General features: G+C 43.1%; 18 protein-coding genes. 15 read left to right on the top strand and 3 right to left on the bottom strand.

Going from position 1 to position 22,067, the window contains the following annotated elements:
• Positions 1–9 precede the first annotated feature (9 nt).
• The 5 genes from atpA to BM398_RS16475 all read left to right on the top strand — a co-directional run bounded on the left by atpA (position 10) and on the right by BM398_RS16475 (position 6,247).
• Positions 10–1,539 carry a F0F1 ATP synthase subunit alpha gene (gene atpA / locus BM398_RS16495; protein WP_026656159.1) on the top strand — a complete coding sequence of 510 codons (1,530 nt, stop codon included), beginning with the start codon at positions 10–12 and terminating at the stop codon, positions 1,537–1,539.
• 15 nt (positions 1,540–1,554) lie between these two features.
• Positions 1,555–2,415: an ATP synthase F1 subunit gamma gene (gene atpG, locus BM398_RS16490; protein ID WP_092339345.1), complete on the top strand. Its 861-nt coding sequence runs from the start codon at positions 1,555–1,557 to the stop codon at positions 2,413–2,415.
• Between the two features lie 16 nt (positions 2,416–2,431).
• Positions 2,432–3,826 carry a F0F1 ATP synthase subunit beta gene (gene atpD, locus BM398_RS16485; RefSeq protein ID WP_026668428.1) on the top strand — a complete coding sequence of 465 codons (1,395 nt, stop codon included), beginning with the start codon at positions 2,432–2,434 and terminating at the stop codon, positions 3,824–3,826.
• Positions 3,827–3,837: 11 nt separating this feature from the next.
• Positions 3,838–4,251, top strand: coding sequence for an ATP synthase F1 subunit epsilon (gene atpC, locus BM398_RS16480; RefSeq protein ID WP_026656155.1), 414 nt, complete (start codon positions 3,838–3,840; stop codon positions 4,249–4,251).
• A 109-nt stretch (positions 4,252–4,360) separates the two neighbouring features.
• Positions 4,361–6,247 carry a sialate O-acetylesterase gene (locus tag BM398_RS16475; protein ID WP_092339343.1) on the top strand — a complete coding sequence of 629 codons (1,887 nt, stop codon included), beginning with the start codon at positions 4,361–4,363 and terminating at the stop codon, positions 6,245–6,247.
• An 18-nt stretch (positions 6,248–6,265) separates the two neighbouring features.
• On the opposite strand, the gene BM398_RS16470 is transcribed toward BM398_RS16475, so the two are convergent.
• Complete coding sequence (locus BM398_RS16470) at positions 6,266–7,180, bottom strand: AraC family transcriptional regulator (protein ID WP_026668429.1); 915 nt, start codon at positions 7,178–7,180, stop codon at positions 6,266–6,268.
• A 105-nt stretch (positions 7,181–7,285) separates the two neighbouring features.
• Between BM398_RS16470 and BM398_RS16465 the strand changes: the two genes are divergently transcribed.
• The 6 genes from BM398_RS16465 (at position 7,286) to BM398_RS16440 (ending at position 17,131) form a co-directional block, all read left to right on the top strand.
• On the top strand, positions 7,286–9,268 hold the full coding sequence (locus BM398_RS16465; RefSeq protein WP_092339341.1) for an alpha-glucuronidase: 1,983 nt from the start codon (positions 7,286–7,288) through the stop codon (positions 9,266–9,268).
• Positions 9,269–9,614: 346 nt separating this feature from the next.
• Positions 9,615–10,562 (top strand): ABC transporter permease, encoded by a 948-nt coding sequence (locus BM398_RS16460; protein WP_092339339.1) that lies wholly within the window; start codon positions 9,615–9,617, stop codon positions 10,560–10,562.
• Between the two features lie 17 nt (positions 10,563–10,579).
• A complete protein-coding gene (locus BM398_RS16455; protein ID WP_092339359.1) occupies positions 10,580–11,455 on the top strand; it encodes a carbohydrate ABC transporter permease in 876 nt (291 codons plus the stop codon).
• Positions 11,456–11,485: 30 nt separating this feature from the next.
• Positions 11,486–13,150 carry an extracellular solute-binding protein gene (locus tag BM398_RS16450; protein ID WP_092339337.1) on the top strand — a complete coding sequence of 555 codons (1,665 nt, stop codon included), beginning with the start codon at positions 11,486–11,488 and terminating at the stop codon, positions 13,148–13,150.
• Between the two features lie 215 nt (positions 13,151–13,365).
• Entirely contained in the window at positions 13,366–15,486 is a 2,121-nt protein-coding gene (locus BM398_RS16445) for a glycoside hydrolase family 3 C-terminal domain-containing protein (protein WP_092339335.1), read from the top strand.
• A 166-nt stretch (positions 15,487–15,652) separates the two neighbouring features.
• Entirely contained in the window at positions 15,653–17,131 is a 1,479-nt protein-coding gene (locus tag BM398_RS16440; protein WP_026668433.1) for an L-fucose/L-arabinose isomerase family protein, read from the top strand.
• A 109-nt stretch (positions 17,132–17,240) separates the two neighbouring features.
• Here the strand turns inward: BM398_RS16440 and xylA are convergent, their stop codons facing one another.
• Both xylA and BM398_RS16430 read right to left on the bottom strand, forming a co-directional pair.
• Entirely contained in the window at positions 17,241–18,563 is a 1,323-nt protein-coding gene (xylA, locus tag BM398_RS16435) for a xylose isomerase (protein WP_092339333.1), read from the bottom strand.
• A gap of 124 nt (positions 18,564–18,687) precedes the next feature.
• Entirely contained in the window at positions 18,688–19,236 is a 549-nt protein-coding gene (locus tag BM398_RS16430) for a histidine phosphatase family protein (RefSeq protein WP_092339331.1), read from the bottom strand.
• 168 nt (positions 19,237–19,404) lie between these two features.
• On the opposite strand from BM398_RS16430, the gene BM398_RS16425 reads away from it, so the two are divergent.
• The 4 genes from BM398_RS16425 to BM398_RS16410 all read left to right on the top strand — a co-directional run.
• A complete protein-coding gene (locus tag BM398_RS16425) occupies positions 19,405–19,614 on the top strand; it encodes a hypothetical protein (protein ID WP_027209398.1) in 210 nt (69 codons plus the stop codon).
• A gap of 583 nt (positions 19,615–20,197) precedes the next feature.
• Positions 20,198–20,578, top strand: a complete 381-nt coding sequence (locus BM398_RS16420; RefSeq protein WP_175531997.1) for a hypothetical protein — start codon at positions 20,198–20,200, stop codon at positions 20,576–20,578.
• A gap of 27 nt (positions 20,579–20,605) precedes the next feature.
• Positions 20,606–20,908 carry a hypothetical protein gene (locus tag BM398_RS16415; protein WP_092339327.1) on the top strand — a complete coding sequence of 101 codons (303 nt, stop codon included), beginning with the start codon at positions 20,606–20,608 and terminating at the stop codon, positions 20,906–20,908.
• A 5-nt stretch (positions 20,909–20,913) separates the two neighbouring features.
• Positions 20,914–22,067: DUF6531 domain-containing protein (locus BM398_RS16410; protein WP_139233847.1), on the top strand; the 1,154-nt coding region annotated here is incomplete at its 3' end.

The raw sequence follows: 22,067 nt of genomic DNA, 5'->3' as shown, positions 1-22,067 counted from the left end.
GAGGATAATATGGAACTAAAACCAGAAAAAATATCCGAGGTCATTCGAAGCCAGATAAAGAATTATCAGAATGCAATAATCCAAAACGAGACAGGTACGGTTCTTACCGTTGGTGATGGTATCGCCAGAGTAAGCGGTCTTTTGAACTGTATGTCGGGAGAGCTTTTGGAGTTTGAGAATGGTACATTCGGAATGGCTCAGAACCTCGAGGAAACAGTAGTATCAGCGGTTTTGTTCGGCGAGGATGTAGGAATCAGCGAAGGACAGACTGTTAAACGTACGGGAAGAGTCGTATCAGTTCCCGTAGGAGATAAAATGATCGGACGTGTTGTTAACGCCATCGGTCAGCCTATTGACGGACAGGGACCTATCGAGACAACAGAGTACAGACCTGTTGAATCACCGGCTCCCGGAATCATTGCAAGACAGCCGGTTAAGGAGCCTCTCCAGACCGGTATCAAAGCTATCGATTCAATGATTCCTATCGGTAGAGGTCAGCGTGAGCTTATCATCGGTGACAGACAGACCGGTAAGACAACAATCGCAATAGATACGATCCTTAACCAGAAGGGCAAGGACGTTATCTGTATTTACGTTGCTATCGGACAGAAGCGTTCTACAGTAACGGCACTTGTTGAGGACCTTAAGAAGGGCGGAGCTATGGACTACACAATCGTAGTTGCAGCCACAGCTTCAGAACCCAGTCCTCTTCAGTACATTTCACCTTACACAGGTTGTGCAATGGGTGAGTACTTTATGAACAAAGGAAAGCACGTACTTTGCATCTATGATGACCTTTCAAAGCATGCGGTTGCATATCGTGCACTTTCACTTTTGATCAGAAGACCACCGGGACGTGAGGCTTATCCCGGAGACGTATTCTACCTTCACTCAAGACTTCTTGAGAGAGCGGCTAAACTCTCTGATGAGAACGGCGGCGGATCGCTTACAGCCCTTCCTATCATTGAGACACAGGCAGGTGACGTATCTGCATACATTCCTACGAATGTTATTTCCATCACTGATGGACAGATATTCCTTGAGACAGAGCTTTTCCACTCAGGAATCATGCCGGCTGTTAACCCCGGTATCTCGGTATCCCGAGTTGGTGGTAACGCTCAGATCAAGGCTATGAAGAAGGTTGCCGGAACACTTAAGCTCGTATATTCACAGTACCGTGAACTTCAGAGCTTTGCTCAGTTCGGATCGGACCTTGATGAAGATACCAAGGCACGTCTTGCACAGGGTGAACGTATCGTTGAAGTCCTGAAGCAGGATAAGAATCAGCCTGTTCCTGTTGAGAAGCAGGTAGCTATTCTTTATGCCGTTGTAAACAATATTCTTATCAAGGTTGAGGCTTCCGATATCGCGGAGTATGAGGCAGGTCTTTATGACTTCCTTGACAGCGATCCTTCAGGAATTGCTGCAATGAGAGACATTCGCGAGACAGGTAAGCTCGAAGCTGAGACTGAGAATAAACTTAAAGAGTCGCTGAACGCATATACAGATAAGTTTTTGCAGCAGAAGAATGCAAAATAATAGGAGGACTTAAAGATGGCTGGAAATATGAAAGCTGTTAAACTCCGAATAAAGAGCGTTCAGAGCACTATGCAGATCACGAAGGCTATGCAGCTTGTTGCGGCATCCAAACTTCGTAAGGCAAAAGAAAAAGCGGATCAGTCCAAGCCTTATCTCGAGACCACACTTGAGACATTGACGGATATAGCAAACGGCAACACGGATTTCAGATCTCCTTTTACCCAGAGTGGTAAAAATGACAAATGGCTCTATGTGGTCATTGCCGGAGACAGAGGTCTTGCAGGCGGCTATAACTCCAATCTTTTCAAGTTCATGGAAGCTGAGAAAAAAGGACGCGACGATATAACCGTTCTTCCTATAGGAAAAAAATCTGTGGAGTATTTCAAACACAGAAATGTGCCTATCTTTACAGAGGAATATTCCGAGGTTGCCAAGGTTACGATTTCGGACTGCTATCAGATTGCAAAATTGATCTGTGATGCATACAAAAACGGGGAGTATGGACATATTCAACTATGCTATACGAATTTCGTATCCATGCTTTCGCAGGTGCCTACCGCTTCTTCACTTCTTCCGCTTGAAGATCTTCGTTCGGAAGAAAAGAAATCGGACGGAAAGGCAAGAGACCTTATTTTGTATGAACCTGACAGTGAGACGGTGTTCAATGCCATCGTTCCGGAATATCTGGCGGGCATTTTATACTCAAGTATCAACATATCTTACGCAAGTGAGCTTGCAGCCAGAAGAACAGCGATGGAGGCTGCAACGGATAACGCAGAAGAGATGATCGATACATTGAGCTTGTACTACAACAGAGCACGTCAGGCAAGCATCACGCAGGAGATCACAGAGATCGTTGCAGGTGCCACACTATAATTAAAGGAGTTTAACAATGAGTGAAAATCATGTTGGAAAGGTAATACAGGTTACAGGACCTGTACTTGACATTCGCTTTAAAGAAGGCGAACTTCCTGATCTTCACAATGCCATAGAGATTATGATAGAGGATCGTAAGCTTGTAGCAGAGGTTGCTCAGCAGGTAGGCGACGACGTTGTTCGTTGCGTTGCCATGAGTTCAACCGACGGTCTTGTAAGAGGCGTAGATGCTACAGATACAGGAAGCCCTATCACAGTTCCCGTTGGTGAGGAATGTTTGGGAAGAATTTTCAACCTTTTGGGTGATCCCGTAGATAACGGTCCCGATCCGAATGCAAAAGAGAGATGGGCAATTCATCGTCCCGCTCCTGCATACGAAGATCAGGTACCTGCTACAGAGATCTTTGAGACAGGAATCAAGGTCGTTGACCTTATCTGTCCTTACGCAAAAGGTGGTAAGATCGGTCTTTTCGGCGGTGCCGGAGTAGGTAAGACCGTACTTATCATGGAGCTTATCAATAACGTTGCTACCGCACACGGCGGTATCTCCGTATTTACAGGTGTTGGTGAGCGTACCCGTGAAGGAAACGATCTTTACGGCGAAATGAAAGAAAGTGGAGTTCTTGATAAGACCGCACTTGTTTACGGTCAGATGAATGAGCCCCCCGGAGCAAGAATGAGAGTAGGTCTTTCGGGACTTACAATGGCGGAGTATTTCCGTGATGTTAAGAATCAGGATGTGCTTCTTTTCATTGATAATATCTTCCGTTTCACACAGGCCGGTTCAGAGGTTTCAGCGCTTCTCGGACGTATGCCTTCAGCCGTAGGTTATCAGCCTACACTGGCTACAGAAATGGGTGCTCTTCAGGAGCGTATCACATCAACAAAGAAGGGATCAATCACATCAGTTCAGGCTGTATACGTGCCTGCCGATGACTTGACCGACCCCGCTCCTGCTACAACCTTCACACACCTTGATGCTACTACGGTTCTTTCAAGAGATATCGCTTCAAAGGGTATTTATCCTGCGGTTGATCCTCTTGATTCAACAAGCCGTATTCTTTCACCCGATATCGTCGGAAAAGAGCATTACGAAGTTGCAAAGGGCGTTCAGCAGGTTCTTCAGAGATATCGTGAACTTCAGGATATCATTGCCATCATGGGTATGGACGAACTTTCAGAGGAAGATAAGCTTACTGTTTACAGAGCACGTAAGGTTCAGAACTTCTTGTCACAGAGCTTCTCTGTTGCTGAGCAGTTCACGGGTCTTCCCGGTAAGTATGTTCCTCTTAAGGAGACTATTAGAGGCTTCAAGATGATCCTTGACGGTGAGTGCGATGATCTTCCTGAGAGTGCTTTCCTCCTTGTCGGAACTATCGACGAAGTGTTTGAGAAGGCTAAAAAGCAGTAAAGGAGCTGATTATGTCCACTTCATATCATTTACAGGTTGTATCCCTGGATGGTCTTGATTTTGAGGGTGAAGTACAGAAGATAATGCTCCGTACAATAGATGGTGATGTTGAGATCCTTGCTCGCCACACCAATTATTGTACCGCTATCGGAATGGGAACCGCTAAGGTTACCATGGCCGACGGTAGTGAGAGAAAAGCGGCCTGTATCGGTGGAATGATCTCTGTGATGAACGGAGAGGTAAGAGTCCTTCCCACAACTTGGGAGTGGAGCGAAGACATCGATATTGAGCGTGCCAAAGCTGCTAAAGCTAAGGCTGAGGAACTTCTTAAGAACCAACAGCTTGATAAAGAAGCAAGGGTTCGCGCTGAGGCAAAACTGTACAGAGCGCTGGTAAGAATCGGATCCTCGGGACAGGATATCTAAGGAAACACCGAACTAGCAAAAACTGGGAAAATATTAGCATTAAGTACGCGGTAAAATAAGCCTGCGATTAGTATAATCTATCTAACATGAAAGGATGGGGTAATATACTATGGCTAGACTTACTTTACCGCGTTTGTTATCTGACGGGTGTGTTATTCAGAGGAGAAAAAGCATTCATATCTGGGGATGGGACGATGCAGGTTCTGAAGTGACTGCAAGTCTCGCAGGTGAGAGTGTTACAGGAAAGTGCGACGACAAGGGTAGATTCGATGTATATCTTTCTGCAAAGGAGAGCGGCGGACCTTATGAGCTTGTTGTTTCTGACGATAAGGGCGAGAGCATTACCGTTAAAGACGTGATGCTTGGAATTGTCTGGCTCTGCACGGGACAGTCCAATATGGAACTTCCTATCAACAGGGTAAAAGACAAATATCCCGAGCTTGTTGATATTGAAGAAAATAAGAGAATATCTACTTTTAAGATAGTTGAAGAGACCTGTTTTGACGGCCCCTATGAGGAGCACAATACAGGAAGCTGGAAGCATGTAAGCAAAGATACTATTCTGGATTTTTCGGCTACGGCATACTTTTTTGCAAGTAAGCTCCAGAACATGACGGGACAGCCTGTCGGTCTTATCAATGCAAGCCTTGGCGGATCCAGAGCTTCATCATGGATGAGCAGAGAGATGCTTGAAGGCTATGATGAGCTTATCGCAGAGACTGATAAGTACAACGATGAAGCTTTCAGAAAAGAGCGCATGGAATATAATGTCGCAAAGGATGAGAAGTGGCTCGGTGAACTTGCGGCTGCCGATGCGGGAATTGAGGGACATTGGGACCTTGAAGATGTTTACGATTCATACTGGGATACAATAACACTTCCCACAATGTTTACAGGAACACCGCTTGAAGGCCATATCGGTTCTGTATGGTTTAGAAGAAAATTTGACCTTCCCAAGGAACTTGCGGGCAAAAAAGCCAGATTCTTTTTCGGAACAATGGTTGATTCCGACAGAGTATATGTTAACGGACAGCTTATCGGCGAGACAGGATATCAATATCCGCCTCGTAAGTATGATGTTCCCGAAGGCCTTACAAGGGAAAAAGACAACGTTGTTGCAATAAGACTCAGTATCGAACTTGGACTTGGACGAGTTACTCCAGGTCCGGGCAAAGAGTATAAGATATTTAATGAGGATGCGTCCGTTAATCTTGACGGAGAGTGGAAGTACAGGATCGGTGCAAAGTGCGATCCCAAGCCTCCGACTGATTTCATCAACTGGAATTCTTCGGGACTCTTTAACGGCATGACTGCTCCTTGCCACAATTTCCCTATTGACGGTGTTATCTGGTATCAGGGCGAGAGTAATGTTCATGAGAAATGGGATTACGCTGACCTTACAGAGAGAATGGTCAAGGGATACAGAGATTTGTGGAAAGAAGAGAATCTTCCTTTTATTGCTGTTCAGCTTCCTAATTTTGTTATCGATCTCGATGAAAAAGAGAATTGGGGAGAGTTCAGACTTACACAGAACAAGATTCTTTCTATTCCTTCAACCGGACTTGCCGTAACAATGGGACTTGGTGAAGATAACGATCTTCATCCCGTTACAAAGAAGCCTGTCGGTGAGAGACTTGCTCTCTGGGCAGCACATATCAAATATGGTTATAACGGTGAGTATACCGGACCTGTTGCGCTTGCTGCGGCAACAGAAGGCGACAGTGTTAAGGTTGTGCTTGGACATGCCGATGGATTGTGCGTAGTTGATGCCGATAAGGGCACAGAGATAAAAGACTTCTTCCTTGAAGATGAAGAAGGCAAACTGCATGAAACTGAAGCGGTGCTTGCAGAAAACGCCGTGATATGTAAATGCAAAGACGGAAGCAAAACAAAGTTCAGAAGAGTTCTCTGGTGCTGTGAAAACACATACAGAGGCGGACTTGTATCAAACGTTTCGGGAATACCGATGAGTCCGTTCAAACTCTTGATACATTAAATGATCAAGAAGCCGAGCCTATTTCTTTTTTGTTGGAGCGGCTTCTTTTCCTGTGAGATCCGCACCGGTTCGGTAAAGCTTTCTAAACTCGGTTGGAGAGCACTTGTTTATGTCTTTGAACACTCGGTTAAATGTTGAAAGGCTAAAGAAGCCGGACTGGAGCGCGATATCCATGATAGACATGTTTGTATCGCCGAGAAGCTCCTGAGCCATGAGGATTCTGCGCTTAGTGATGTACTGATAGCAGGAAATACCCATATAGTTTTTGAAAAGCCTTTCAAAATGGAATTTGGAAAAGCCTGCAAGTTCAGCGAGCTGCTCAACCGTGAGGTCGTCAGATCTGTGCGAATCGATATAGTTTGTAACAGAAACAATCTTGTCGATATTTTTGCGCTGAGGATCTGCGGAATCGGGCACCTGCTTTTTTTCATTGGGGTGCATGCTTCCGATCTGCGCCAAGATAAGCGTAACAAGAGAGTATACGGATATTTTCAGGAATTCATCGCTTTCACCGTAGAGCCTGTCAATTTCCCAGAAATAGTTCTGAAGCTTGGCGGTCTCGATGGGATGTTCGGTCTGCTTTATGTGGACATAAGGCGGAAGTGTTTTTAGGAGCGGTACGAGCGCGGAAATCTGAGAGTAACCACCGATATCGAAGAGAAGGATAAGCTTTTCTCCTCCGTTAGATTCGGAAATGTACTCGTGAAGCGTTCCCGGTGCGATCATTATAAGGTCGCCGGGCGCACAGTTAACAATAGTGGATTTGTCATTATGGAACTTTATCCTAAGTGTTCCTGATAAGAGCAAAATAATCTCCACGTCGTTGTGCCAGTGTATGGGATATTTGGCAAGGGTATTGTGATACAGAAGGACGCCTTTAAGGGTGTCGTAGATGATATCTTCTCTCGCCTTTTCATTTATGTCTTGTATCATATGGATAACTCCTAAAAACGGTATAACAAATACTACGAGATTAATTTTAGCATTTTACTATAAAAAATAGAAGAAAGATTTTTAAAAGGAAAGGTAACATTTTTTATGAAAACACAGAACTGGTCACAGATGTGGCTTGGATATCACCCAATATCCAAAGACAACAAGAATTGGAAGATCGTATGCAATGACTTTTCCAAGGAAGATCGCGTTGTTAAGAGCGCGATAGGTGAATTTGCAACAGGGATCAAGGGATATTTTGATGCGGACATAACAGAGAATGACGGTGATGTCTATGTTCTTGAGATTGCAAAGGATGCAAATATAGCAGAGGAAGGCTATTTGGTAAAAGGTGAAAAGAGTGGAATCACACTTAAGGCATCTGATGAGAATGGTGTTATCTATGGCGTTTTCGCAATCCTCAGAAAGCTCGGTGCAAGAGTGGCTGTTGAAGAGATTAGCGAAGAAGCAGCTCCTTCCAATCCTCTCAGAATGATGAACCACTGGGACAACATGGATGGAAGCATTGAAAGAGGATATTCGGGAGAATCATTCTTTTTTGAGAACGATGAAATGTATATAAATGAGAGAACCGTTGACTATGCACGTTTCATGGCCAGTGTCGGAATAAACGGAATTGTCATCAACAACGTTAACGTTAAGGGTGCGGCTACTTATCTTATCACAGATAGATTTTTTGATAAGGTAAAAGAGCTCCAGGATGTATTTGCAGATTACGGAATCAAGCTTTACCTCTCGATCAACTTCGCGGCTCCTATAGAGCTTGGCGGACTTGAAGTATGCGATCCGCTTGATGAAGGCGTTATCGCATGGTGGCAGGCTAAGTCGAAAGAAGTATTTGAAAAGCTTCCCGGATTTGGCGGATATCTCGTAAAGGCAGATTCAGAGGGAAGACCCGGCCCGTTCACATACGGAAGAACACAGGCGGACGGAGCAAATATGCTTGCTGATGCTGTTGCTCCTTACGGCGGAATAATCATCTGGAGATGCTTTGTTTACAACTGCACTCAGGATTGGAGAGATTACAAGACTGACAGAGCAAGAGCAGGATATGACTACTTCAAGGACTTTGACGGAGAGTACCACGACAATGTAATCCTTCAGATCAAGAACGGTCCTATGGATTTCCAGATAAGAGAGCCTATTTCTCCTCTTCTTGGCGGACTTACCAAGACAAATCAGCTTCTTGAAGTTCAGATAGCACAGGAGTACACGGGACATCAGATAGATCTTTGTTATCTCATGCCTATGTTCAAGGAAGTTCTTGAGTTCCGTACATATTGCAGTGAGAAGAACGATACGGTTGCCGATGTCGTAAGCGGAAGAATGATGGGCAATAAGCTTGCGGGAATGGCAGCGGTAATAAATACAGGAAACGATTTCAACTGGACGGGAAACGATCTTGCGGCTGCAAACCTTTATGGTTTCGGAAGACTTGCATATAATACCGAACTTGGTGCGGATGAGATCGCAAGAGAGTGGGTTGCACTTACATTTGATATGGACAAAGCATCAGAGGATAAGCTCGTTGATATGCTTATGAGATCAAGAGACATCTATGAGAAATACACATCACCTCTCGGAATCGGATGGATGGTAACTCCCCATGTACATTACGGACCAAGCGTTGATGGATATGAGTATTCAAGATGGGGTACATATCACAGAGCTGACCACAAGGGAATCGGTGTTGACAGATCCGATAAGGGAACAGGATATGCTCAGCAGTATTATGAGCCAAACGCATCAGCATATAACGATCCCGAGAAATGTCCCGAAGAGCTGCTTCTTTTTTTCCATCATATTCCGTATACATGGAAGCTTAAGAGCGGAAAGACTCTTATCCAGTACATCTATGATTCTCACTTCGAGGGAGAAGATGGAGCTGAGAAGCTTGCCGAAGATTGGAATTCACTCAAGGATTTTGTGGATCCCGATGTATTTGCAAGGGTTGCTGCGAGATTTGAGCTTCAGGTTGCCAATGCAAAAGAGTGGAGAGACCAGGTTAACTCTTACTTCTATAGAAAGAGTGATATCGCCGATGAGCAGGGCAGAAAAATTTATTAAGTAATGAAATTGCGAAAAAGCCGATAAATAGGCGGTTTCATTGAAATAAAATTTTAAATGGCATAGTGTGATTTCTTTATTTATGCATAAAAAGATTGCGCTATGCTATTTTTATGCAATTTGCATGCATAAAAATACATTGTTCAAAATGGAAATATAGCAAGTTTTGCAATAAAAACAACAACTATGTCAATTGCTAAAAATGCCAGTAAAATAGCGGAATGTAACCTCTTTCACGTCGCAAATATCGAGATGAAAAAAGCATTATTTGATAAGATTTAGCACAAAGTGATAAGTAGAATTATTATACAAGTTGTGCAATTTTTTTTAATTTAGGGAGAAATTTATGAGCAAAATTAAAAGTGACGCACCGGTGGAACGCAAACCGGTAAGTATCTATTTTAAGCGCTATTGGCAGCTTTATTTGTTGCTTGCGCTACCTATGTTGTACTTGCTTATCTTCAAGTACATTCCTATGGTCTATATTCAGATCGCTTTTAAGAAGTACAGTATTGTTGAGAGTATTTGGAAACAGAAAGTTGCCGCAAATCATGGATTCCAGTATTTCATCCAGGCATTTTCGGACAGCGATTTCAGAAGGGCACTCAGAAACACATTGGTGCTTAACCTTCTCGATCTTGCCATCGGTTTCCCGATTCCGATCATTTTTGCACTTCTACTTAATGAATTGTGCTTTAAGAAGTTCAAGAATGTGGTTCAGACTATTGCGTACATGCCGCATTTCCTTTCATGGGTTATTATCTATGGATTGGCGCTTCAGTTGTTTACTCCTTCTACAGGTCTTGTAAACATGGTTATTACGAAGCTTGGAGGACAGACGGTTCCTTTCCTCAATGATGCGGGACACTGGGTATGGACATACGTATTCTTGGGAGCTTGGCAGAGTTTTGGATGGAACTCAATTGTTTATCTTGCCGCTATCGCCGGTATCAACAACGAGCTTTACGAAGCAGCATCAGTTGACGGTGCAGGCAGACTCAGCAAGATCTGGCACATTACATTACCCGGAATCAGATCTACTATCGTTCTGCTTCTTATTATGCAGATCGGTAATATCCTTGGCGGAACATTTGACAGACCTTTTGCACTCAGAAACAACCTTGTTATTTCATGGGCAGAAGTTCTTCCTACATATATTTACTCACATGGTATCAAGGGCTTACAGTTCTCTCTTACCACTGCGGTTGGATTCTTCCAGTCTGTTGTAGGAGTAGTATTCCTGCTTCTGGCTAATACAATTTCCAGAAAGCTTGGAGAACGTGGTATTTGGTAAAAGAGAGGAGAACATCAATGCATAAACCTAAGCATTATATCAGCGATTATGTTATCGCCGCAATTTGCGTAGTAATAAGTTTGATATGTATCATTCCGATGATCAACTTGCTGGCAAGATCGCTCAGCTCAACAGATGCGCTTATCAAGCACGAGGTATATCTTTTACCTGTTGACATCAACATCAATGCATATCAGATGGTCCTTACGGATCCTAAATATATTAAGTCCTTTATCTGGACAGTAATTTTGACACTTATCTGCACGGTTGTTTCACTTGTTATGACAGCAGCATGTGCATATCCTTTGATTTATTCCGAACTTAAGGGACGTAGTGTTATCAATATCTTTATCACTATCACAATGTTCTTTAACGCAGGAACAATCCCGAACTACCTCCTTATGCAGAGTTTGGGACTTTTGAACAAGCCTCTGGTACTTATCCTTCCGGGATGCTTGTCGGTTTACAACATGATAATTATGAGAAGTTTCTTCTATGGAATACCTGAAAGTTTGCGCGAATCTGCACAGATTGACGGAGCATCATTCTTTAGAATACTTGCAAGTATTTATATTCCGCTTTCTAAGCCTGTTCTTGCAACACTTGCTCTTTTCTATGCGGTAGGTCGTTGGAACGGATACTCAGATGCTCTTATGTATTTGAGCGGCCCCGGCGGAAGCAAATGGTATCCTTTGCAGCTTCTTTTGTACAACATTCTTAATAATGTAAACAGCGTTGAAGTTGCTACACAGGAAGGTTTCTCATCACCCGGTCTTTCAGAAGCTCTGAAGGCTGCGATTGTTATGTTCTCAACGGTTCCTATACTGTGCGTATACCCCAGACTCCAGAAGTACTTCATGTCCGGAGTTATGGTCGGCGCGGTAAAAGAATAAATGCAAACCAATTTTTTAAGGAGGGTTAGTATGAAAAAGAGAGTGGTATCACTTATGCTTGCTGCTATGATGATGGTAATGGCAGTAGGTTGCGGCGCTAAGTCAGATAATGGCAGTGCGTCAAACGGAGGCGGTGCAGCAGATGCTTCAGCACTTGGCGCAGATGGCAAGTTTGCTGAAACTCAGCACATTACTGTTGAGGTTTATGACCGTGGTAACGACGGCGGATCAGATCCTGTAAACAACAAGTACACAGACTACATCAAGAAGGGAATGCTTGATAAATACAACGTAGAAGTTGAGTTCGTAGCAGTTCCTCGTTGGACAGAGGTTGAGCAGATCAGTAACCTTCTTGCAGCAAATAACGCACCTGATGTATGCGTTACATACGATATTGCAACAATCGAGACTTATGGAAACATGGGCGGTATTGTTGATATGAAGGATGCACTTGAAGCTAATAAAGAGCTTCTTCCCAATCTTTGGAAGCACCTCGGTGAAACAAATATTTACTGGGATCAGAATCCTGAGACAAATGCAATCTGGGATATCGAAGCTGTTCGTGAGAACCAGAACGATGTAAACACATTCATCAGAGAAGACTGGCTCAAGAAACTTAATCTTGAAGTTCCTAAGACAACAGAAGATTTCTACAAAGTACTTTGCGCATTCAGAGACAATGCAGATACTCTTCTCGGAGCAGATGCATCTAAGATGATTCCTTATTCAATCAGCTATGATGCAGGTTACAGAGCAAAAACTCTTACAATGTCATTTGCAGATCCTAAGATGTCAGACAAAGAGTACTATGTAAACAGCTTTGATGACAGAGGATTTACAATTCCCGGTGTTAAGGAAGGATTTTCACTTCTTAATAAGTGGTATAATGAAGGCCTTATCTGGAAAGATTTCGCGCTTTACGGAGCAGGAGACAAGACAGAGGATGATCTTATCAAAGCCGGCTATGTTGGTGCATTCACACATAACTGGGATTACCCTTTCAGAGACGGTGAGAACTCAATCGAAGCAAACATCAAGAAATTTGGCGGAGATGAGGCTCAGTTCATCGCTATCGACCCTTTCCAGGATAAGAACGGAACACATACAAAGTGGATCTCAGGTCCTGTAGACCGTAAGATCTTCTTCCCTGCAACAAATGACAATATCCTTGCATCACTTCTTTACCTTGACTGGATCAGCACACCTGAGAACATCCAGTATCTCCAGATCGGTGATGAGGGCGTTACACATGAAGTTGGTGAAGGCGGCGTGATTTCAATTATCGCAGCAACAGGAAATGACATTCAGAACTCAGGAATGAACATTGACTACACAATCACAACAAACGGACTTAAGCTTGTAGATCCCGAGCTTACAGAGAAGTCACTTGCATACAGCTATGCCGGAGTAGATCCTGCACTTGTTGAGGCAGCTGACAAGATTGCTAAGACTGACGATCGTGCAGCTAAGTCATATCACATCGGATCAATTGAAGCTGAGACAGGAATGGGCGATCCTCTTTCACAGAAGAGAGACCAGATCATCGATCAGGCAATCGTTGCTCCTACAGCAGACTTTGAGAAAGTATTCGATCAGGGTATGCAGGAATATCTTTCAGCAGGCGGACAGGCTATCATTGATGAGAGAAAAGCTAAATGGGAGTCTATCCACGGCGACAAAGAGAATCTTGACTGATAATTAAACAGTTAAAATAGCAATAAATAATGAAACAGAGACAGGATGCGTGTTACTGCGCAGCCCCGTCTCTGTTTTGTTTTGTCCGAATTGTTCTAAGCAAATTTCAAGATAAAAAAAGCACTAAATGATAGGAATAGTATATGGAACAAAAGTACAATGTTTATACATATTATCGGAAAAGTATAAATGAGATAAATATTTGAGGTGAATGAATGGATAGAACAGAAGCAAGAAAAAGAGCCAAAGAACTCGTAGCGAAAATGACCGTTGAAGAGAAGGCCGGCCAGCTTCGTTATGATGCCCCCGCGATCGAAAGACTTGGAGTTCCTGCTTATAACTGGTGGAATGAGGCGCTTCACGGCGTTGCACGTGCAGGCACGGCAACAATGTTCCCGCAGGCAATCGGACTTGCGGCAGCATTTGATGAAGAGCTTATGGGCTGCATCGGTGAGATAATCGCCATTGAAGGTCGTGCTAAGTACAATGAACAGTCTAAGCGCGGTGACAGAGATATTTATAAGGGACTTACATTTTGGGCTCCCAACGTAAATATCTTCAGAGATCCCAGATGGGGACGCGGACATGAGACATACGGTGAGGATCCTTTCCTTACAAGTACTCTTGCAGTTCCTTTTATCAAGGGAATGCAGGGTGATGGTGAGTATATGAAGGTTGCTGCATGTGCAAAGCACTTTGCGGTTCACTCAGGTCCCGAGGCAGAGAGACACTATTTCAATGCAAAAGCTTCCGCAAAAGATCTCGAGGAGACATATCTTCCCGCATTTGAAGCTTGCGTAAAAGAAGCTGATGTAGAGGCAGTAATGGGCGCATACAACAGAACAAACGATGAGCCTTGCTGTGCAAATAAACCTCTTATGGTTGATATCTTAAGAGATAAATGGGGATTCCAGGGACATTTCGTTTCCGATTGCTGGGCAGTCAGAGACTTCCATGAGAATCACAAGGTTACGGGAACACCCGAAGAGTCAGTTAAACTTGCTCTTGATCTTGGATGTGACCTTAACTGCGGATGTACATATCAGAAACTTATGAACGCTTACAGAGCGGGACTTATTGATGAGGAGACTATCACAACATCTTGTGAGAGACTGTTCACAACAAGATTCCTTCTCGGAATGTTTGATAAGACAGAATACGATGAGATTCCTTACACTGTTGTTGAGTGCAAAGAGCACCTTGAGGCAGCACATAAGGCAGCAAAGGAGAGTATCGTACTTCTTAAGAACGATGGTATTCTTCCTCTTGATAAGAGCAAGATCAAGACTATCGGTGTAGTTGGACCGAATGCTGATTCAAGATCTTCACTTATCGGTAACTACCACGGTGTATCATCAAGATACATCACTGTTCTTGAAGGAATTCAGGACAAAGTCGGCGATGATGTGAGAGTTCTTTACTCAGAGGGAAGCCATTTGTGGCAGGCAAATGCCAGTGCACTTTCAGATCCAAACGGATCGGACAGAATTGCTGAGGCTCAGGCAGTTGCTGATTATTCAGATGTAGTAGTTGTTGTAGTAGGTCTTGATGAGACACTTGAGGGCGAAGAGGGTGATACAGGTAACCAGTTCGCTTCGGGAGATAAGCTCAATCTTAATCTTCCTATGCCTCAGAGACAGCTTATCAGCTCAGTACTTGAGTGTGGCAAGCCTACAATCGTAATAAATATGTCAGGTAGTGCAATCAACCTTAAGAGAGCGGAAGATGACGCCAGCGCAGTTATTCAGGCATGGTATCCAGGAGCTCTCGGAGGAAAAGATGTTGCCGATATTCTCTTCGGTGATGTTTCTCCTTCAGGAAAACTTCCTGTTACATTCTATTATTCTTCAGAAGAGCTTCCTGATTTCAGGGATTACTCAATGAAGAACAGAACATACAGATACTTTGAGGGAACACCTCTTTATCCTTTTGGATACGGCCTTACATACGGCGACTGCGTTGTTACAGATATGAACGTTGAGCTTAAGAAGGCAGCAAACGGAGAGCTTGAAGGCGCTGAAGTTACAGTTACCGTTTCTAACAACGGTAAGATGGCAACAGACGATGTTGTACAGCTCTACATAAAGGATAAGGAATTCGAGCTTGCAATTCCCAACGCTTGTCTCTGCGGATTCAAGAGAGTACATGTTGAAGCGGGCAGCGAGCAGAAAGTTACAATAGCTGTTGATGCAAAGGCATTTACATCCGTTGATAATGACGGAAACAGAAAGATCTTCTCAAAGAAGTTCGATATTTTTGCAGGAACAATGCAGCCTGACAACCGTTCAGAAGAGCTTACGGGACACAAGTGCGTTTCTAAAGAAGTAACGATTTAATAAATGATTTATTATACTAAACGTTTGTAAAAGTGTATAATAAAAGGGCAGTTCTTTATGGGGACCGACTCGATAATAAAAAACCGGCAATTTTTTATGAGCGGTTCACCTTTTAAATAAAGAAAAATGAAGGTATCGCGCGAAAGCGCAAAGAAAGGGGATTTCTATGATTAATATACCAGAGGTAAAAATCGGACTGGTTGCAGTTAGCCGTGACTGCTTCCCTGCATCACTTGCAGTAAACAGAAGAAAAGCCGTAATGGAGGCTTACAAAAAGAATTTCAACGATAAGGACGTTTATGAGTGTCCTATCTGTATCATCGAGAGCGAGATCGACATGGTAAATGCTCTTGAGGATATCAAGAAGGCAGGATGTAACGCACTTTGCGTATATCTTGGAAACTTCGGACCTGAAATTTCAGAGACACTTCTTGCTAAGCACTTTGATGGACCTATCATGTTCTGTGCAGCAGCTGAGGAGTCACAGAATGATCTTATCGATGGAAGAGGAGATGCTTACTGCGGAATGCTTAACGCAAGCTACAACCTCCACCTTCGTAATGTAAAAGCATATATTCCTGAGTATCCTGTTGGAACAGCAGAAGGATGCGCTAAGATGATCAACGAGTTTGTGCCTATCGCAAGAGCAATCGCAGGACTTCGTGATCTCAAGATCATCAGCTTTGGTCCCAGACCTATGAACTTCCTTGCTTGTAACGCACCTATTCAGCAGATTTATAACCTTGGTGCAGAAATCGAAGAGAACTCAGAGCTTGACCTCTTCGAGAGCTTCAACAAGCACGCAGGCGACAAGAGAATTCCTGATGTTGTTAAGGACATGGAGAAAGATCTTGGCGCAGGTAACAAGAAGCCTGAGATTCTTGAGAAGCTTGCTCAGTATGAGCTTACACTTCTTGACTGGGTTGAGGAGCACAGAGGCTACAAGAAGTATGTAGCTATCGCTGGAAAGTGCTGGCCTGCATTCCAGACACAGTTTGGTTTCGTTCCTTGCTATGTAAACTCAAGACTTACAGGACGCGGAATTCCTGTATCATGTGAGGTAGATATCTACGGAGCAATCAGTGAGTTCATCGGAACTTGCGTAAGTAACGATTCAGTTACTCTTCTTGATATCAACAACTCAGTTCCTGAGGATATGTACAACGATAGCATCAAGGGCAAGTTCGATTACAAGCACACAGATACATTCATGGGCTTCCACTGCGGAAATACATGCACAAGCAAGCTTTCAAGCTGCGAGATGAAGTTCCAGAGAATTATGGCTAGAAACCTTCCTGAAGAAGTTACACAGGGAACTCTTGAGGGAGATATCGCACCCGGAAATATCACATTCTTCAGACTTCAGAGCACATCAGACAATCACCTTCGTACATATGTTGCAGAGGGAGAGGTTCTTCCTGTTGCGACTAAGTCATTCGGTGGTATCGGTGTATTCGCTATTCCTGAGATGGGCAGATTCTACAGACACGTACTTATCGAGGGTAACTTCCCTCACCACGGCGCTGTAGCATTCGGTCACTTCGGAAAGGCTCTCTATGAGGTATTTAAGTACATCGGAGCAGAGACAATCGGCTACAACCAGCCTGCATCTCTTCCTTACCCTACAGAGAATCCTTTCGCTTAATCTATAGAGATTGAATAAGGATCGCGCGTAAGCGTGTGTAAATAAGAAGCCTTAGCTCTTTTATCGGAGCTAAGGCTTCTTAATTTGTATGGAAAATACTGTTATGATATTATCCCTTGAAGAGAACGTTGTTTACAACGCTTTCAAGGTATTCCTGTCTTCCTGAGATAGGAAGCTTAGGAGCTTTCATGTTAAGAGCATAGTCTGAAAGTTCTTTAAGATCTACGCTGTTATCACGGATCTTTTTACCGATTCCTGATTCGAAACTCTGATAACGCTCTTTGATAAAGTCATCGATGCGACCGTCCTCAATGAGTTCCGCTGCTTTAATAAGTCCAAGTGCAAATGTATCCATTCCGAGTATGAATGCATAGAACATATCCTCAAATGTATAGCTGGGACGTCTGTTCTTGGAGTCAAAGTTGAATCCACCTGTGAGTCCGCCGGCTTTAAGCACTTCGTACATAGCCATTGTTGTGTCATATACATTGCAAGGGAATTCGTCTGTATCCCATCCAAGGAGCGGATCGCCCTGGTTGGCATCAACTGAACCAAGCATACCGTTTATTGCACTGATTCTGAGCTCGTGCTGGAATGTATGCTGAGCAAGTGTTGCATGGTTTGCCTCGATATTCATCTTGAAGTCTTTATCAAGACCGTACTGACGAAGGAATCCGATTGCTGTAGCAGCGTCGAAATCATACTGATGCTTCATGGGCTCCTTCGGCTTGGGCTCGATATAGAAATCACCCTTAAATCCGATGCTTCTGCCGTAATCAACAGCCATATGCATAAGTTTTGCAATGTTTTCCTGCTCGAATTTAACGTCTGTATTAAGAAGTGTTTCGTAACCTTCACGTCCACCCCAGAATACATAGCCTCTTCCACCGAGCTTTACTGTGATGTCGAGAGCTTTTTTAACCTGAGCTGCTGCAAAGCAGAATACGTCAGCTGAGTTTGTGCTTCCTGCGCCGCACATGAAACGGGGATTACTGAACATATTGGCTGTTCCCCACAAGCACTTGATGTCTGTGCCCTTCATTTTTTCAAGGATATAATCTGAAATCTCATCAAGACGTCTGTTTGTCTCGTTGATGTCATCTGCTTCAGGAACAAGGTCGACATCATGGAAACAGAAGTACTTGATACCAAGCTTCTTCATGAATTCAAAACCTGCATCAACCTTAGCTTTTGCGTGCTCCATTGTTCCTTCTTCGGAAGAACCGAAAGACTTGTCGGCAGTTCCTCTACCAAACATGTCAACGCCGTTAGCTCCAAGGTTGTGCCACCAAGCCATGGCAAATGGAAGATGTTCCTCCATTGTCTTGCCCATAATTACTCTTTTGGGATCGTAGTATTTAAATGCAAATTTGTTTTTGCTGTCTTTTCCCTCGAATTTGATTTCGGGAATTCCCTTAAATATTTCGCCCATTTCCTAACCTCCTATAATCATTATTTGAGTTGCTATATGTGTTAGCATACACTAACAATCGTAAATGGTCTAGTTCAAATAATGCTTTTTTACTATCAAAAAATGTTAGAGGAGGGTAACGGATTTACAATAGCTTTACAAGCTCACAGTTTCCCATGAGGTTGTCCCAGAAATCAGCAACGGGAGTATTTTTGATATGTGAGATGATACTGCATCCCAAAGCGCCGTGACAGACTATAAGTACGGACTTGCCTTCTTCATGAAGCGGATAGGCTATCTCGTTTAGAAAAGAGAGTGTTCTTTCCGAAAGGTGCTCAAAACTTTCAGATCCTCCGACAGAAGTATAACTTTCGGGATCTGTAAAAAGTTTACTTATAGGATTTTCCGGATTGTTAAAATAGCCAACAGATCCTTCAAATTCCCCAAAAGACATTTCTTTTAACCGATCGTCTGTAACAATTTGGGTGCCTGTTCCCTCAAGAAAAATCTCGGCTGTCTTTTTTGCTCTGATAAGTGGGGAGCAATAGCAGATGTCAAACTTTATTTCCTTATATTTATCGTGGGATTCGCGTGCTGCGCGGATTCCCTCGGCGTTAAGCGGAATATCGACACTTCCCTGAAGTTTCTCGATTTTGTTCCATTCTGTCTTGCCGTGCCTCATTATGTATAGCATCTATCGTACCTCACGTGATTTTGATAAACCTTATTATATCACAATAAAAGACAATAAAAAGTTAACAAATATGATTTGACATTTGCGTGAAATACGGTATAATTCAATTATGATGTAACACAAAAGTTAACAGTTATATATGAACGCATATAGGAAAGGATGTTTAGTATGAAAAAGAGAATGGTAAGTTTTATTGGGGTTATGACAGCAGTTGTATTGGCTACAGGATGTGGCGGAGCTACAGGCGGAGATTTCGAAGCAGATGAGACTGTAGAGGAAGAGGTTAGCATGGAGCAGGGCGGCCTTACAGAAGACAACAGCATCGTAGACACTGATGTTTCAGCTGATGCAGAAGCTGAAGAGCCCGCAGCTGAGTAATAAGATTTGCGAAAGTGTGCACATATTATGTGTATAATATAGAAAAGGCTGTAGCACATGTGTTACAGCCTTTTGTTACGCCCGGCCCCGGAGACATCCGTTGGAGGTGTTTGTTTTCACCGTGAGGCAATAAGGCGGATTTTCTTGTTGTTGCGCATGTTGATATTCAAGGCATAAAAAGACTTAAGTTTTCATTCTTCGCTCCAAAACTCGCCCATAAATGGGCTCAAACAGTTGGAGCGAGAACAGAATGAAAACTTAAGTCTTTTTATGCTCTTGAATATGGCAACATACTTAAATACTGCGAAAATCCGCCTTATTGCCTCACGGTGAAAATTCTGCATTTCTAAACGGGTGGCTTTGGGGCAGGGCTGTCTACAAAAAATCAAACATTGTGATACAATATGATGTATTTGATGGTCGTACTATTTTTGATTTACAACTTGTTTGGATTATGTGATAATACCCTTGTAAAACTTTGTGAAAAATTAAAAATAAATATTCACAAAGATGATTGACACACTTGCATATAGCATATTTGCTGTGTGAAAAAACGTGTAACAATATAGTGTTGGAGGTTATAGTGAGTAGAATCGGGGATTGCAGAAGAAAGATTGAAAAAATCAGAGAAGATATCAGAGCAATGAGGGAGAAACAGACAGTTATCGATGGCTATATCAGACAGATTGAGACCCAGAAAGATACACTTGATGGAATAGATTTAAGCAGAGCAGGCGAGTGGATTGGCGTTAACGAGCAGAACGCAGTTAAGGCTAAGAACGTCTGCGTTTTTAGAATGGACGGAGCAAAGGGCGAGTGTACGCGGCTTAGAAGTGCCATAGATAAGATGATAAGAGAAGCTGAGTCTCAGATTTCAGAGCTTGAAGCTGAGATAGAAAGAATTGAAGAAGAGGAACGGCGTGCACGTGAGCGCGAGCGAGAGCGTGAACGTGAACAGTCTTAAAATTAAGGATAACGGGGATGGTAAACAATGAGTGGTAAAGGTGAAAAGATACAGTTGGGGAAAAAGGCGGTAGATGCGCTTATTTCAGAGGTTAAAAATTCTGCAAACGTTCTTGAGATTAAAGATTCTGCATTGGCAAAAGCCGGACTTATCGGCGAAGATGCCTCACTCCACATGATCAAATACATAGCTGAAAGGCAGAAAGATCTGACAGCAACATATAAGGATGTTGTAAGTATCGATACTGCAACACTTTTAGATAAAAGTACCGGCAAGATAGTTGAAACAGATATTGATATTGCCGCAAAAATAGATAGGGAAGAGGGTTAATACTTATGGAAAATAAATGGATAAACATGGCGGAATTCAATGCTTACATAAGTGACCTTTTTTCTGCTATTGATGAATATGAAGAAAAAGCTGCAGCTCATAAGAAAGCGCAGGACAGCTTTACAGGTGAAGCAAACTGGGAAGGAAAGAGTGCTGATAAGGCAAAACTCCTTGTAGGAACAGTTGAGCAGGCAAAGCTTGATGAAATACTAAGGATTGAAAGGGATTTTAGAGCGCTTCTTACGGATTATGTAAAAGGCTTTAAAGCTGCTGTTGATGAAGCTGATGATGCCAAGATAAGCACGATCGTTCTTGAAGGACTTAACATAGAACTTCACGGCTGTGCTTCTACTTATAAAACATGGGCAACCGGCATGGAGTGTTTAAAGGATAATATTCACAGCAGGTTTGGAAGTAAGTACGGAAACTGTGATGAATATGACTTCTTTATGGCATCAAATGCTTACGGTAATCTTTGTGGAAATGCATCAAAAGACGGAATGATCCTTGACCTTATTAACAGGTTCACCAACTTCGATAATCAGCAGTCTGCAAAGATTTCAGCGATTAGTTTTCCTTATAAAATAGGTAAATTAAAACAGGAGATCGAAGAGCTTAGAAGTTGCAAGGGTATGCTTGTAAATGGTGACGGAAACATTGAGATGGGCGTTATCGAAAGGCTTGGTGATTTCCTTGAGGACAGCGTAAACAGAGCACAGGGTTCAGGAAGTTTTGTAGATAAACTCGGTAAGAACGTGCTCAGTACGATTCTTAAATATGACCCTGTAAACATGTGCAGCGGAAATTACATAAATGAGCATGTTGACATTGAACTTGGAGGTAAATATCCTCTTTCGTTTGGAAGATTCTATAATGCAATGGATAAAAAGGGCGGACGTCTCGGAAAAGGCTGGAAGCATACCTTTGAAAAGCGCATTGTGGAAGAAGACGGAAAAATAACTATAGAAAAGTCTGACGGAAGTAAAGGCGAGTATAAAAAGATTGATGATGTATATGACAAAGACCTTTATTTCGAAACTCAGGGTGAACCGGGACTTCTTGAAAAACTCACAGGCGGCTATGTTATCACTCAGGATGACGGCGCATATGAGCGATTTGACGACAGGGGATATCTTGTAGCGCTTGGAGATGCTGACGG

This window comes from Butyrivibrio sp. M55, from assembly GCF_900116865.1.
GTDB lineage: Bacteria > Bacillota > Clostridia > Lachnospirales > Lachnospiraceae > Butyrivibrio.
Note: the sequence above shows the minus strand (reverse complement) of the source record. Positions and strands in the feature narration are given on the sequence as shown.

Bases quoted from the DNA above. Each gene is read 5' to 3' on its own strand.
- BM398_RS16460 (WP_092339339.1), top strand. From the start codon at position 9,615: ATGAGCAAAATTAAAAGTGACGCACCGGTGGAACGCAAACCGGTAAGT.
- BM398_RS16425 (WP_027209398.1), top strand. From the start codon at position 19,405: ATGAAAAAGAGAATGGTAAGTTTTATTGGGGTTATGACAGCAGTTGTA.
- BM398_RS16415 (WP_092339327.1), top strand. From the start codon at position 20,606: ATGAGTGGTAAAGGTGAAAAGATACAGTTGGGGAAAAAGGCGGTAGAT.
- BM398_RS16430 (WP_092339331.1), bottom strand. From the start codon at position 19,236: ATGCTATACATAATGAGGCACGGCAAGACAGAATGGAACAAAATCGAG.
- BM398_RS16455 (WP_092339359.1), top strand. From the start codon at position 10,580: ATGCATAAACCTAAGCATTATATCAGCGATTATGTTATCGCCGCAATT.
- BM398_RS16475 (WP_092339343.1), top strand. From the start codon at position 4,361: ATGGCTAGACTTACTTTACCGCGTTTGTTATCTGACGGGTGTGTTATT.
- BM398_RS16440 (WP_026668433.1), top strand. From the start codon at position 15,653: ATGATTAATATACCAGAGGTAAAAATCGGACTGGTTGCAGTTAGCCGT.
- atpC (WP_026656155.1), top strand. From the start codon at position 3,838: ATGTCCACTTCATATCATTTACAGGTTGTATCCCTGGATGGTCTTGAT.
- atpD (WP_026668428.1), top strand. From the start codon at position 2,432: ATGAGTGAAAATCATGTTGGAAAGGTAATACAGGTTACAGGACCTGTA.
- atpA (WP_026656159.1), top strand. From the start codon at position 10: ATGGAACTAAAACCAGAAAAAATATCCGAGGTCATTCGAAGCCAGATA.
- BM398_RS16465 (WP_092339341.1), top strand. From the start codon at position 7,286: ATGAAAACACAGAACTGGTCACAGATGTGGCTTGGATATCACCCAATA.
- xylA (WP_092339333.1), bottom strand. From the start codon at position 18,563: ATGGGCGAAATATTTAAGGGAATTCCCGAAATCAAATTCGAGGGAAAA.
- BM398_RS16470 (WP_026668429.1), bottom strand. From the start codon at position 7,180: ATGATACAAGACATAAATGAAAAGGCGAGAGAAGATATCATCTACGAC.
- BM398_RS16450 (WP_092339337.1), top strand. From the start codon at position 11,486: ATGAAAAAGAGAGTGGTATCACTTATGCTTGCTGCTATGATGATGGTA.
- atpG (WP_092339345.1), top strand. From the start codon at position 1,555: ATGGCTGGAAATATGAAAGCTGTTAAACTCCGAATAAAGAGCGTTCAG.
- BM398_RS16445 (WP_092339335.1), top strand. From the start codon at position 13,366: ATGGATAGAACAGAAGCAAGAAAAAGAGCCAAAGAACTCGTAGCGAAA.